This is a genomic window from Methylobacterium sp. Leaf361, from assembly GCF_001424445.1.
In the GTDB taxonomy this organism is placed as follows: domain Bacteria; phylum Pseudomonadota; class Alphaproteobacteria; order Rhizobiales; family Beijerinckiaceae; genus Methylobacterium.
The window spans coordinates 261,336-274,335 of sequence record NZ_LMPY01000001.1; the positions used below are offsets into that span (position 1 = coordinate 261,336).

9 protein-coding genes are annotated in these 13,000 nt (G+C 73.0%); 4 read left to right on the top strand and 5 right to left on the bottom strand.

Annotated elements, in window-relative coordinates:
* Positions 1-16: 16 nt before the first annotated feature.
* Both ASG32_RS01270 and ASG32_RS01275 read right to left on the bottom strand, forming a co-directional pair.
* Positions 17-1,801, bottom strand: a complete 1,785-nt coding sequence (locus ASG32_RS01270; protein ID WP_056521598.1) for a glycosyltransferase — start codon at positions 1,799-1,801, stop codon at positions 17-19.
* Positions 1,801-3,498 carry a hypothetical protein gene (locus tag ASG32_RS01275; RefSeq protein ID WP_056521600.1) on the bottom strand — a complete coding sequence of 566 codons (1,698 nt, stop codon included), beginning with the start codon at positions 3,496-3,498 and terminating at the stop codon, positions 1,801-1,803. The genes ASG32_RS01270 and ASG32_RS01275 overlap by 1 nt, the downstream gene beginning before the upstream one ends.
* A gap of 158 nt (positions 3,499-3,656) precedes the next feature.
* On the opposite strand from ASG32_RS01275, the gene ASG32_RS01280 reads away from it, so the two are divergent.
* The gene (locus ASG32_RS01280; RefSeq protein ID WP_056521603.1) at positions 3,657-4,652 is read left to right on the top strand and encodes a glycosyltransferase; all 996 of its coding nucleotides are present in this window, start codon (positions 3,657-3,659) and stop codon (positions 4,650-4,652) included.
* A gap of 32 nt (positions 4,653-4,684) precedes the next feature.
* Entirely contained in the window at positions 4,685-7,888 is a 3,204-nt protein-coding gene (locus tag ASG32_RS01285; protein ID WP_056521606.1) for a glycosyltransferase, read from the top strand.
* 55 nt (positions 7,889-7,943) lie between these two features.
* On the opposite strand, the gene ASG32_RS01290 is transcribed toward ASG32_RS01285, so the two are convergent.
* Entirely contained in the window at positions 7,944-9,038 is a 1,095-nt protein-coding gene (locus ASG32_RS01290) for an aldo/keto reductase (RefSeq protein WP_056521609.1), read from the bottom strand.
* A gap of 95 nt (positions 9,039-9,133) precedes the next feature.
* On the opposite strand from ASG32_RS01290, the gene ASG32_RS01295 reads away from it, so the two are divergent.
* Positions 9,134-10,045 carry a LysR family transcriptional regulator gene (locus ASG32_RS01295; RefSeq protein WP_056521612.1) on the top strand — a complete coding sequence of 304 codons (912 nt, stop codon included), beginning with the start codon at positions 9,134-9,136 and terminating at the stop codon, positions 10,043-10,045.
* A 53-nt stretch (positions 10,046-10,098) separates the two neighbouring features.
* Here ASG32_RS01295 and ASG32_RS01300 read toward each other — a convergent pair whose 3' ends face one another.
* Positions 10,099-10,977: an NmrA/HSCARG family protein gene (locus tag ASG32_RS01300; RefSeq protein WP_056521614.1), complete on the bottom strand. Its 879-nt coding sequence runs from the start codon at positions 10,975-10,977 to the stop codon at positions 10,099-10,101.
* A gap of 122 nt (positions 10,978-11,099) precedes the next feature.
* Between ASG32_RS01300 and ASG32_RS01305 the strand changes: the two genes are divergently transcribed.
* On the top strand, positions 11,100-11,990 hold the full coding sequence (locus ASG32_RS01305) for a LysR family transcriptional regulator (RefSeq protein WP_056521617.1): 891 nt from the start codon (positions 11,100-11,102) through the stop codon (positions 11,988-11,990).
* A gap of 52 nt (positions 11,991-12,042) precedes the next feature.
* Here the strand turns inward: ASG32_RS01305 and ASG32_RS01310 are convergent, their stop codons facing one another.
* Positions 12,043-12,996, bottom strand: a complete 954-nt coding sequence (locus ASG32_RS01310) for a LysR substrate-binding domain-containing protein (protein WP_056521620.1) — start codon at positions 12,994-12,996, stop codon at positions 12,043-12,045.
* Between the last annotated feature and the right edge of the window lie 4 nt (positions 12,997-13,000).

The window sequence follows — 13,000 nt, forward strand, 5'->3', positions numbered from 1 at the left end:
CGCCGCGAGGCGGCGATCACGCGCGCCGCGCCGTGTCGCCGCTCTCGCCCAGCATCGCCAGCACCTGCGCGGCCCCCTCCTCCGGCGCGATGCGGGACGTGTCGAGGAGCGGCACCCGCAGCTCCTCCGCGAGCGTGCGATAGCTGGCGATCCGGGCCTCGGTCATGTGCTCCGACGGGTTCGGGACGCCGCGCGCGACCATGCGGGCGATGGTGGTGGGACGGTCCGCCCAGCACATGACGGTGAACGGGCGCGGCTCCCAACCCGGACGGAAGGCCGGCGAGAGGAGCTGCGAGGCGGTGAACCAGTGCCGGTCGAACACGACCGGTCCCGGCGGGGCGTTGGCGATCGCCGCCGCCACGGCCGCGTGCGCCAGGTCGTCGGCCAGCGCGTGCTGCCCCGTCCGGGCGAGGTGGACCAGGATGGCGCCGACCGGACCGCTGAACGGGTTGAGCACCGTCGCGCCGAGCGCCTCGGCGACGTGCCGCGCGATACTCGACTTGCCGGAGCCGTCGAGCCCGTCGACCGCGAGCGCGATCCGCGAGGCCTGGGCGGCCTTCTGCTGGGCCCGCGTCAGGTTCGAGGGGTAGATGCGGCCCTCGCGACGGCCGTGCTCGAGGTAGTGCAGCTGCCCCTGCCACGCGTGCTCGAACAGCGCCGCGAGGTCGGCGTGCAGCCGGATATAGCCGAGGGCGTCGAAATCCTCCGGCAGGGGCCCGTCCCGGCTCGCGAGGTCGGCGAGGCGCAGCGCGGTCTCGCGCGGCGGGCCGGACGGGCGCGCCGCATCGGTCCGGCCCGCCCGCAGCGCGATCGCCTCCGCGGCGACGGCGAGCAGGCCGTCCGCGTAGGTGTCCCAGTCGAGCGCCCGGATCCGCGCCCGTCCCGCCTCGGCCCGGGACGCGGCGGCGGCCGGATCGGTCGCGATCCTGTCCACGGCCTCCGCGATGGCCGCGCCCAGCGCCGCGTCCGGACCGTCCGGCACCACCAGGGCCGTGACGCCGTCCTCGGCGAAAGCCAGCGTGCCGTGCACGGTCGCGACGAGCGGCGTGCCGCAGGCCATCGCTTCCGCGGCCGGGTTGCACCAGCCGGCATGCGCCTCCGCGCTGCAGAACGCGTCGAGCCCGTGATACCACGCGGGCAGGTCGGACTCGGGCAGCGGCCCGTGCACGACGAGGCGGCCCGACGCCACCAGATCGGCGCGCGCGCCCACCAGCCCCCAGTCCGGCCGTCCGAACCAGTGCAGGGCCCAAGCGTCGCCGAGCCTGTCGAGTGCCGCGAGCTGCGCGGCGGGGCGCTTGCTGGCGATGCCGCCGAGCCGGCGCCGGGCGCCGCGCGCGGGCGGCGAGACGGGCGGCGCGAACAGTCCGGTATCGACCGCACCGACGAGGCGCCGCCACGGCAGGCCGAGGGCCTGGAGTGCGGCGTCGTCCCAGTGGTCGTTGTTCGCCACGACGAGGTCGGGCGCGAGGGTCCGCGTGACGCGCGCGTAGGCGTCGCGCCGCACCGGCGCGTTGAGGAGGTGCTGGATCCGGGCGCCGAAGTTCGGGGCCCGAAGGTCCGCGAATCCCTCGATCGTGGCATCCGGGAATCCGCCGCCGGGCACCATGACGGCGTCCCAGCTCTCTCGCGCGGCGTCCTCGCGGTGCAGGACGGGCAGCCGCGTCTCGAACCCGTCCTCGCCCGTACCCAGGGTCAGGTACGCGAACGCGTGACCGCGACGCGCGAGCACCCGTCCGACCCGCTCGAACCGGAGCAGGCCGCCCGTCAGCGCCAGGTGGTCACAGGCGACGAGCAGCCGCATCACGGGGTTCCTCTGATGAGACGCAGGAGGCGAAGGGACAGGCGGCTGCCGTCGCCGGCCGAAGCGCGGCGAGTGTCGAGGGTGTCCTGAAGGTGGTCGCGCGCGCGGTGCATCTCGGCCGCGTAGGCGATCACGCGGTCGGTGCGGCGGACGCTCTCGCGCGCGGCGGCCTCGTGCGCGGCGGCGTCGGCGGCGCGCGCGGCGCGCAGGGCCGCGTTCTCCTCGAGCAGCCGCGCGATCTCCGCGGAGGCCTCCGCGAGCGCCGCGCGCGGATCCGCGTCGGTCCGGGTCTCTTCGCCGACCGGCAGGCGCGTCGCCGCCGCCCAGTCCAGGCCGCGCTCCGTCACCCGGTCGCTGACGATCGTCTGGAAACGGCTTTCCCGGGCCAGCCGGTCGGCGAGTTGCGCATCGTCCAGAGCCAGCCCGAGTCGCGGCAGCAGGGCGCGCAGGGCGTCCAGAAGGGTCAGCGTGGACGGCCTGCCGGGACGCCAGTCTCGCGCATCGGTCAGCGCGTTGACGAGGCCCCGCACGGCGAGGTGGCCAGCGTCCAGAGGGACCCCGAGCTCCCATTCCAGGTCTATGAACGTGCCGTCGACGCCCGAGACGAGATTCTTCGGGATGGCGTCGAGGGCCGGTCCCGGGAGGATCGTCTGGGTCTCGAGCGGCGCACCCGCCGCGAAGCGGCGCGAGACGGCTTGAAGCCACGTTCCGGCCCAGGCGGCGACGGCGTCCGGGCACCAGCCTTCCCGCGCCAGCCGCGCCTCGAGGACTTCAGACCAGAGGGAGCCCGGCACGTAGGTCTCCGACGGCAACAGGTTCGTGACGCCTCGAACCGCGGCGGGAAGGTCGGGATTCGCGCGCGCGCGGCGCACCGCGATCTGCGACCCGGCCTCCGCGAAGGTCACCAGCCGCTCGAATTCCGGCCGGCGGCGCAAACCCGCGTGGATTGCCAGCCGGTCGTCCGGCGGCAGCGGCTCCGCCGATGCCGCGATCACGAAGGCGGGCGCCAGATCGCCGATGAGCCCCTGCTCCGCCACCGTGGCCCAGGCGCGCCGCGGCGAGAACAGCGCGCCCGCGCGGGCTGCCGGATCCGGCCCGGCCGCGCCGATCGCGAGCATTCCGGGATCGAACCCACCCGGCCGCGCGAGGCCCCGCTCGGCGATGAAGCTCACGGGCTCCTCCCGCCCCGGGAACGGGAACCACCATTCCTGATTGGCCAGGCCTCGGGCCTGAAGGGACCGTTTCAGGCCTGCCCGGGTGGGCAGCCGGAGGCCGTCCGACCTGAGGCGTCCCTCGAGGCTCGGGAAGCCGCGCTGCCCCACCGTCTCGGAGCCCGCAGCGAGTCCGTGGAGCGAGAGGGCGTTGTCGATGACGAGGATCAGCCGTCCGCCGGGCCGCAGCCGTTCCTGGGCCCAGGCGATCGTCGCGTCGAGCGCGTCCCGGCCCCCGTCGTCGCGACACGACAGCAGCTCCGTCAGCACGACGCCATCGAAGAGCGTGGAAGCCGGCAGGTCGGCGCCATCCGCCGTGGTGACGAGGGTGGCGTCGGAAGCCCAGCGCGCGCGGCTCCCCGCGTCGGGCTTCGGGCCCAGCAGCAGGAGCGTGCCGGTCAACCACGGCAGGAAGGGGCGCAACGCCTCGGCGCAGGGCTCGCGCGGCGGGTGCGGCGCGCCTATTGCCACTTCATCCCGTGCCATACTTCCTGATTGCCAACATTAAATTGCCCGAAATTACCCAATCGCCAAGTGGTTGGGGGAAATTAATCGACGAAATGGACATGCGACAGTTGCGTGTCTACTTACAATTGGCATTAACCTGCAATTAAAACTGGCCCGTCTCGCCGAGGTCACGAGGGATGAATTTCGTCAGCGCGATCTCGTTGGCCGGGCCGCACGTCCTGGTCACGAGCACCTTCCCCGATGCGCTCAACAGGAATCCCGGGATCCGGAGCGATCTGGCCGAGGGCTTCGCCGAACTGCTCGGCGCCGAGCGCGTCAGACACACCCCTCTGGAACTGGCGGTCGCGGTGGTCCGGGCGACCCGGCCGGATGTCGTGATCGCGGTCGGAAGTCTCGTGCCTGACCTGGCGGATCTGCGCGCGCTTCGGCGCGCCGCGGACGCCGTGGGTGCCGTCCTGATCTTCTGGCTGACGGACGACCCGTACGAGTTCGACTACGCCTTCAAGGCGGAACTCTACGCCGACATCGTCGTGAGCAACGATGCCTGGGCGGCGCAGCACTATCGGCACCCCGACGTCCACCACCTGCCGCTGGCCGCGGCGCCCGACCGGCATTTCCGGCCGATCGCCCCGGTGGCGGAGCGGGAGACAGTCCTGTTCTTCTGCGGCGTCGCCTACCCGAACCGCGTCGCCCTGATGCGCCGGATCGACGATCTGCTGTGCCGGCACGTCGTGGAGATCCTGGGCGCCGAGTGGCCGGACACGCTCCGATGCGCGGTGAACCGCCGCCTCACGCCGGCGCAGATGGCCGACTACGCCGCGGCGGCGCGGCTGACGCTCAACATCGGCCGCGACCTCGACGTGGCCAATCGCCGGCTGTCGCTCCCGCAGGCGACGCCGGGACCGCGCACCTTCGAGGTCGCCCTGTCGGGCTCGGCGCAGCTGTTCTTCGTCACCGGCCTGGAAATCTGCGCGCATTTCGAGCCGGACACGGAGATCCTGCTGGTGGACGGCGCGGCCGATATCGCGCGCGCCATCGAGCGGTCGCTCGACGAGCCCGCCGCGATCGAGGCGATCGCGCGCCGGGCGCAGGCGCGGGCGCTCCGCGAGCACACCTACCGGCATCGCGCGGCGCGCCTGCTCGATCTGAGCCGCCTGACGGTCCCGGCCTGATCACGCCGCCGCTGAGACGGACGAGACCGCGCATGTCCGACCTGTCGATCCTGCTGCTCGACACCGAGCCGCAGACCCACAACCGCTACCTCGTGCTCGCCATCGCGGACGCGCTGCGCCGGCATCCCGCGGTCGGCCGGGTTCATGTCGGCGGGCACGGCGATGCCCTGGCCACCTTCGTCGAGCAGGGTCTCGACACGCTGATCGCTTTCGGCGGCGCGCGGGCACACGCGCCCCTGGTCGGTCGGCTCGCGGGGCTCGCGCGGACCAGCGTGCTCTGGACCACGGAGGATCCGTACGAGCGCGAGGCGAACGTGCGCGGGTCAGGGGTCTTCGATCTGGTCTTCACGAACGACCTTGCCACGGTCCCGGCCTACGGGGGCCGGGCGCACCACCTCGCCCTCGGCGCCTCGTCGCTCTTCCACGATCTCCCGGTGCTCGAGGACGACGCGCGCTACCGCTACGATCTCCTCTTCATCGGAACGGCTTGGCCGAACAGGGTCGCGACCCTGAACGCGCTCTCGGCCAAGCTGCCGCGGGACGTGAAGTTCAAGCTGGCGCTGCCGTGGAACGCGCATATCGGTCCGCCGGAGCTGGAGGACGAGGCGCTCGTCACGGACTGGCGCTGCGGGAACCGCGACTTCGCCCTCCTGGCGAACCGCAGTCGCGTCGTGCTCACCCTGCCCCGGATCTTCTCGGCGGCGCGCGCCGATCAGGCAACCGGTTCGACGCCGCCGCCGCGGCTGTTCGAGACGGCGCTGGCCGGCGGCTACCAGGTCGTGGTGTCGCCCGAGCCGGAGACGGCCGCCTACTACACGCCGGACGCCGAGATCGCGCTCTGCGACGACGAGGCCGGTGCGGTCGAGGCGATCCTGATTGCCCTCACCGAACCGGAGGCCCGCATCGCGCGCGCGCGCGCCGCGCAGGCGCGGACCCGCGCCGAACACCTCTACGACCATCGCGTGGCGACGATCCTGGATGCGGTGATCGACCGGCGCCGGACGCAGACGCGCCGACCGCCCCTCGAACCGTCAGCGCCCCGCACGGTCCTGATGCTCACTCACAACCGGATGGGGCATCGTCCCGGCGGCGGGGTCGAGGTCTATCAGGAACTGCTGACCGAACTCGGCGAGCCGTACCGCGTCCTGTTCCTCTTCTCCGTCTTCGGCGACGGGCGCTGGTCGCTCCGGCTCGAGGGCCCGGGGATCGCGGAGAGCTTCGCCTGCGGTCCCGTCACGCCGCCGCTCTCGACGGACCCGTTCGTGGAGGGGATCTTCCAGAGGCTGCTGTTCGAGCATCAGGTCGACCTCGTCCACATCCATCACCTGATGCACGTCCCGCTGTCGCTGCCGCTGATCGCGCGGGCCTGCGGCATACCCACCGTCTACCACCTGCACGACCATTTCCTGATCTGCGAGCGCTGGCTGCTGCTCGATCACACCGGCCGGTTCTGCGACGTCGTCAATCGCGGGGCGGACCAGTGCGACGCCTGCCTGGTCTCGGGAAACCAGTATCCGCCCGGCTCCAAGGCGCGCCGCGACGGCATGATGACCCTGGTGACCGACGCGATCGACGCCTTCGTCACGAGCACGCCCGCCACGGCGGGGTACCTCCGGCGCTACTTCCCCGCCATCCCCGCCGACCGGATCGTCGAGATCCCGATGGTGGCGCCGAACACCGCGCAGGCCGGGGCGCGGCCGGTGTCCAGGCGCAGGCGCGACGGCGATCGGCTGACCGTGGCGATCCTGGGCAATCTCGCGGCCCACAAGGGCGGCCAGCAGGCGATCAACCTGATCCGAAGCTGCGAGGCCTATCCCATCCATTTCAAGGTGATCGGCCGCATCGACGACCCGTACCGCGAGGCGGTCGCGGGCTTCGGACCGGATCAGGTCACCGTCACGGGCGCCTACGAGCAGCACGCGATCGGCGGCCTGCTGGCCGGCTGCGATGTCTCGCTGCACCTCTCGACCTGGCCCGAGACGTTCGTCATCGCGCTGACGGAGGCGTGGCAGGCGGGCCTGGTCCCGGTCGTCGCCGATATCGGGGCCCTGGCCGAGCGCGTCGAGGACGGGATCGACGGGTTCAAGGTCCCGCCGGACGATGCCGGCGCCGTCCGCGCGCGCCTCATCGCGCTGCACTACGATCGCGCCCGCCTCGCCCGGATGCAGGCCTCCATCGGCCGGAAATCCTTCCCCGACACCGACGGCCACCTCGGGTCGGTCCGCGCCCTCTACGAGCGCCTGATCGGAGCGCGGCCGCTGCGCCACGGACGGGTTCCCAGCCACCTGCGGCACGGTTTCGACCTGCGGCTCGAGACCCTGGGATACCGGACGAACGCCGCCTCCTGGACCAGCGCGGCGATCGCGTGGGACGAGGCGGCCCGCGCGCCGGAAGCGTCGCCCGCCGTGATGGCGGCGGCGCGCGCGCGCCCGGTTCCGGAGCTGCCCGACGCGTTCCGTCGCCTGACGCTGAGGCCGGTCCGTCGCAGCGAGTGCGGCTGGAGCCTCGACGTGCTGCGCACGGACGAGCGCCTGAACCGGAGCCTGGATCTCTCGTCGGTCGTCGCGCGGGCCTCCGTGTTCCTGCGGGGCTGGCTGCATGTCTCCGGGCCGGCGCCGAAGGCGATCTACCTGCGGCTGACGGGTCGCACCGGGACATCGTGGGTCGCCCTCCAGAGCGATCTCCGTCCGGACGTGGCCAAGTGGTACGGTGAACCCGCCGCCGCGACGTCCGGCTTCACCGGCCAGATCGACGTCGCGGGGATGTCCTTCGGACGCTACGCGCTCGCGATCGTCCAGATCGCCGACGGTAGCCTGCGCATCCTCGAAGACGTCGCCTCGATCTTCATCGCCCCCGACACCGAGCCGCCGGCGCGCTTCGTTCCGGAGCCGCGCCATCTCGTCAGCGGGCCGCCGCACGTCCCGGATCTGCACCACAGCCTGCCGGATGCCGGCGACGCGCTCCGCGTGTCGCCGGGGCAGCTCTGGGCCGCGGAAGTCGCGTTCCCCGGGACCGCGCCCCGGCTCGGCACGGACACGCTGGCGGTGTTCCGCGGCACGAACGGTCAGACGTGGCGGGCGCCCGTCCTCAAGATCGACGAGCGGACGGTGCGCATCACTGCCTCCGTCCCGAACATCGATCCGGGCGCCTACACGGTGTCCCTCGCCGAGCCGCACAACAGGACGTTGCGGACCCTCGCGACTCTGTTCCGCACCCAGGTGGCGCGTTCGGAGTGACGGGAATCACCGGCAAGCCCGGTCTCGATCCCCCGAGCCGATCGCGGACGCGGGCCTACCACGCCTCGACCCGTTCACCGCCGAAGATGCGCGAAGTCGGCAGCTCGAAGATGAAGTAGGGATTGAGTTGCGGCGGAGCCCCGGCCTCATCCAGGCGGGACTGCTGCTCGGGCGTCAGGACGACCTCGAGGGCGGCGATGTTCTGCGCCAGCTGCTCCGGGCGGCTCGCCCCGACCAGGACCGAGGCGACGCCGGGGCGCCGCGCGACCCAGGCCAGCGCCACCTGCGCCATCGGTCGGCCGACGTCCGCGGCGACCGCCCGCAGCACGTCCACCACCGCGAAGTTCGCCTCGGTGAACAGCATGCCGCCGAAGGGGTTGTCGCCGTTGAGCCGGCCGTCGCTGCCGCCCTCGGCCGCGTCGCCGGCCCGGTCCGGGAGCGAGCCTGCCGGACCGGCCTGAGCGAGCTTCTCGCGGCCGTACTTGCCGGTCAGCAGGCCGGCCGCCAGCGGGCTCCAGGGCACCAGCCCGAGCCCGAGGGCGCGGCCCGCGGGCAGCACGTCGAGTTCCACGCCCCGGTCGAGCAGCGAGTAGGCGTATTGCAGGCCGATGGGTTCCGGGAGGCCGTGGGCACGGGCCAGCGCGGCGATCTGCGCGGCGTACCAAGCGGGCGCGTTCGAGAATCCGTAATACAGGATGTCGCCGCGCGCGACGGCGTCGGTCAGCGCCCGGAGGACTTCCTCCGGCGGCGTGGTCCGGTCCCAGACATGGGTCCAGTACAGGTCGATCCAGCCGGTCCTGAGACGACGCAGGGAGCTCTCGAGACCGGAGCGGATGTTCCGCGCGCTGTTGCCTCCGGCGAGCGGCGTGCCCTGCGCGCGCGGGAAGCCCGACTTCGTCGCGACGACCAGGCGGTCGCGCAGACCGCGCGTGGCGATCAGGTCGCCGAGCATCGTCTCGCTCGCGCCGCCCGCGTAGACGTCGGCCGTATCGAGGAAGTTGCCGCCCGCTTCGACGTAACGGTCGAAGATGGCCGCCGAGACCGTCGCGTCGCTGCCCCAGCGGGCGGCGCCGAAGGTCATGGTCCCGAGCGCCAGGGGGCTCACGGCCAGACCCGAGCGTCCCAGGGTTCGATAGTGCCTCAGATTCATCGCCGCACCTCACTGTTGAGGACTGGGACGTAGTCCGGCGTCGGGATCGGGATTAGCCGTGGTATTCCGCATGCGTCTGTGAGCAGAGTTCAGGAATGCGGCGCGGCACCCTCGACGATCTGGCGGCTTTCGCGGCGGTGGCGCGCCATCGCAGCTTCACGCGGGCGGCCGCGGAGATGGGGCTGTCGCCCTCCGCGCTCAGCCACACGATGCGGGCTCTGGAGGCGCGTCACGGCGTGCGCCTGCTGGCCCGCACCACCCGCAGCGTCGCGCTCACTCCGGCCGGCGAGCGGCTGCTGCGGTCGGTCGGCCCCGCGCTCGAGGACGTCGCGCGCGGGCTCGACGCGCTGGCCGAGTGGCGCGGCGCGCCGTCGGGGCGGCTGCGGCTGACGACCTTCGCGTACGCCGCGCGGGCGATCCTCGAGCCCAGACTGCCCGCCTTCCTGATCGATCACCCGGCCGTCTCGGTTGAGGTGATCGTGGACGACCCCCTGACCGACATCGTCGCCGCCGGCTTCGACGCCGGGATCCGCTTCGGCGAGACGGTCGAGCGCGACATGGTGGCGGTCCGGGTCGGACCCGACCTGCGCACGGTGGTCGTCGCGACCCCGGACTACTTCGCCCGTCATCCGCGCCCGGAGAGCCCGGCTGACCTGGAAGCGCATCGCTGCGTGAACTACCGGCTCGTCGGCGGCGGCGGGTTGCTGCCCTGGGAATTCGCCCGCGACGGCCGCGAGATCCGGGTGCGCACGGCCGGCCAGCTCGTCGTGAACGATGGCCGGCTCGCGGCCGCCGCGATCCGGGCCGGTGCCGGGCTCGGCTACATGCTGGAAGACGAGGCGGCCGACGACCTGGCCGCGGGCCGTCTCGTCCAGGCGCTGGACGCGTGGTGTCCGTCGTTTCCCGGCTGCCACCTCTACTACCCCGACCGGCAGGTCACGCCCGCCCTGCGCAGCCTGATCGACGCGCTGCGGTGGCGGGAGGCGTCGCCGCCTCCCGGCCCGTGAGACCGTGCCCGCGTGACAGTGCCCGTGAGACCGTACCCGCGGGGCCTCCCCGCTCAGGCGCCCCGCCAGTCGCGGGCAACCTCGCCCGCGAAGTCGCGGTAGCTGCGCGGCCTGCGGCCGAGGAGCCTCGCGAAGTCCGCAACCTCGGCCTCGGTCGCGACGGCGCCGTCCTCCTGGTAGCGGCGCATCATCACCCGCAGGTCATAGGCGAGCCAGGCGGGAGCGAAGCTCCGGAGCCGCTGCTCCAGCGCGTCGAGATCGTCGCCTCCGTAGCGGACCGCGCGCCCGAGGGCCTCGGACCAGATCTCCGCCAGGGCGTCGCCCGTCAGGGCGTCCGGCCCGACGACGTCGTAGGTCTCGGCCGGAAGACGGTCGGCCGCGCGCTCGCGGCGCAGTAGCGCGTTGGCCGCCGCCTCGGCGATATCGCGCACGTCGACCATCGAGACGCCGGCCTGCCCGAGGGGCACGGCATACAGGCCGGCCCCGAGAAGCGGCTCCTTCTGGGCGAGGTCGTTCTGCATGAAGTAGGAGGGCCGCAGCACCGTGGCGGGCAGGTCGAGGGCCGCGATCATCCGCTCGACGGCGTGCTTGCCGGTGAAGTGCGGGGCATCGACGAAGGCCTCGCTCTTGAAGACCGAGAGATAGACGATGCCGCGCACGCCCGCGTCGCGGGCGAGGCTGAGCGTCGTGATCGCCTGGGTCAGCTCGTCCGGCGCGTTGGCGACGAGCAGGAACAGGGTGTCGACCCCGACCAGCGCCGCGCGCATCGCGTCGATGTCGGCGGGATCACCGCGGACGGCCTCGACGCCCGAGGGGAATCGCGCCTTCTCGGGCGAGCGGGTCAGAGCGCGCACGGCGGCCCCCCCGGCGACGAGATGATCGATGACGGCGGAGCCGATGCGGCCCGTGGAACCGGTGACGAGGATGGTCATGGCGGATCTCCTGGATGCGGGGCGGCCCCGAGCGGGCCGCCGATGACCCGAAGATGCGCCGTTCCTTTTCTGAGCCATAGTCGGCAAGATCGGGACTGGGTGTCCCGGATCTGGAACAGCACATGGACCTCGCGGCGCTCGCCGACTTTAATCTCGTCGCCGGCCACGGCGGCTTCGGTCGCGCCGCCCGGGCAAGCGGGCGGCCGAAGGCGACGCTGTCGCGGCGCGTCGCCGAGCTCGAGGCGAGCCTCGGGACGCGGCTGATCGAGCGGGGCGAGCGCAGCCTGCGCCTGACAGAGGCGGGGGCGCTCCTCCACGCCCGGACGGGGCCGCTGCTCAGCGAGATCGCGGAGGCCGGCGCCGTCGTCGGTGGCGGCCTCGACCGACCCCGTGGGCGGCTCCGGGTGAGTGCGCCGCTGCTCCTGTCCGACACGCAACTCGGCCGCGTCGCCGCGGACTTCGCCCGCGCCTATCCCGAGGTCGAGCTGGAGATCTCCGCCGAGGACCGGTTCGTCGACCCGATCGAGGAGGGTTTCGACGTGATCATCCGGGTCAATCCGAAACCGGACGAGCGCCTCGTCGGGCGCTGTGTCCTGCGGGACGAGCTCTGGCTGGTGGCGGCGCCCGAGGTCCCGCGTCTCGAACCGTCGGCCGGGACCGACGCGGCGACCGTGCCGGCGGCGGTGCGCTGGACGCCGCGTCAGGACGAGACGTGGCAGGTTCATGACGGCCGGACGCGCCGGTCCTACGCGCCCGTGCCGGTCCTGCGCCTGTCCTCGCTGCCGATGCTGCGCGACGCCGTGGTGGCGGGCGCCGGCGCGGCGCTGCTCCCGCGCTCGCTGGTCGGGGGCGACGTGGCGGCCGGACGCCTCGCCTGCTGGGGCTGGCTGGAGGGGCCGCCGACGGAGCTGTGGGCGCTCCACACGTCCCGGCGCTTGGTCAGTCCCAAGGTGAACGCCTTCGTCGCACATCTGGCAGCCGCGCTGTCGACGGATCGACCCGCCGGGCGGTAGATCGAGCGTTCGAACCGAAGGGCGCCGAGCGCGGCGCGCGCGGGACGGTGCCCTATCCGCATTCTGCCGCACCGCCCCGACGCGGCGCCTCGGGCGAGCCCGGCGGACCCGCCATCGTCCGGCCGAGCCAGTCCACGAAGGCTGCCGCCGGCCCCGCGGGCGGCAGGGCACGCACGAGAACGAAGTACCGGAGCCCGTTCATGACAGCTTCGTCGCAAGCCGGCACGAGGCGCCCGTCGGCGCGATAGGGCGCGACGATCAGCGATCGCCCCAGGGCGATGCCCAAGCCGCCGAGCGAGGCGCGCAGCGCCAGTTGCGCGAGGTTGAAGTAGAGATTCTGGACGCGGCCACCCCAGGGCGCCCCGTGGACGCGTATCCAGCGATCCCACTCCTCCGAGACGCTCGCGGCCGCCTCCCACGGCGTCGCGTCGTGGAGCAGGACGACGGCCCCGCCGGGATCCGCCGCATCCCGGTAGGCCGGGGCGCAGACCGGGTAGACCGGCTCGGGATGATCGAAGACGACCGTCGCATCGGGAGGCGGCGCCGGGCCGTAGCGGATCGCGACGTCGATACCGGACTGCACCATGCGTCCCGGATCCAGGTCGTGGGTCTCCCCGAAGACGGCGACGTCGATGTCGGGATGCGTGTCGCTGAAGGCTTTCAGCTTTGGCGCGAGCCATTCCGAGGCCAGGGAGGGGACGCAGCTGATCCGCAGCGTCGCCCGGCCCTCGCGCCGTTCCCCCCGGAGCAGGGACTCGCCCATCCCGTCGAAGCCGCTCCGCGCCGCGGCGAACAGGTCGTGACCCGCGGCGGTCAGCCGGATCTCGCGGGCGCCCCGCTCGAGTAGCGGGTAGCCGAGGCGCCGCTCCAGCCGCTGGATCCGCTGGGTGACCGCGCTCTGCGTGACGGCGAGGCGGTCGCCCGCACGGGCGAAGCCGCCCGCCTCGACCAGGACGAGGAAGAAGAACAGGTCGCCGGCCAGGCGCGCGTCGAGCCTCACGGGCATGCGC

Excerpts from the sequence above, each read along its gene's own strand:
- ASG32_RS01295 (WP_056521612.1), top strand. The coding sequence starts at position 9,134 with ATGCGGCGCGGCACCCTCGACGATCTGGCGGCTTTCGCGGCGGTGGCG.
- ASG32_RS01305 (WP_056521617.1), top strand. The coding sequence starts at position 11,100 with ATGGACCTCGCGGCGCTCGCCGACTTTAATCTCGTCGCCGGCCACGGC.
- ASG32_RS01280 (WP_056521603.1), top strand. The coding sequence starts at position 3,657 with ATGAATTTCGTCAGCGCGATCTCGTTGGCCGGGCCGCACGTCCTGGTC.
- ASG32_RS01310 (WP_056521620.1), bottom strand. The coding sequence starts at position 12,996 with ATGCCCGTGAGGCTCGACGCGCGCCTGGCCGGCGACCTGTTCTTCTTC.
- ASG32_RS01275 (WP_056521600.1), bottom strand. The coding sequence starts at position 3,498 with ATGGCACGGGATGAAGTGGCAATAGGCGCGCCGCACCCGCCGCGCGAG.
- ASG32_RS01270 (WP_056521598.1), bottom strand. The coding sequence starts at position 1,801 with ATGCGGCTGCTCGTCGCCTGTGACCACCTGGCGCTGACGGGCGGCCTG.
- ASG32_RS01285 (WP_056521606.1), top strand. The coding sequence starts at position 4,685 with ATGTCCGACCTGTCGATCCTGCTGCTCGACACCGAGCCGCAGACCCAC.
- ASG32_RS01300 (WP_056521614.1), bottom strand. The coding sequence starts at position 10,977 with ATGACCATCCTCGTCACCGGTTCCACGGGCCGCATCGGCTCCGCCGTC.
- ASG32_RS01290 (WP_056521609.1), bottom strand. The coding sequence starts at position 9,038 with ATGAATCTGAGGCACTATCGAACCCTGGGACGCTCGGGTCTGGCCGTG.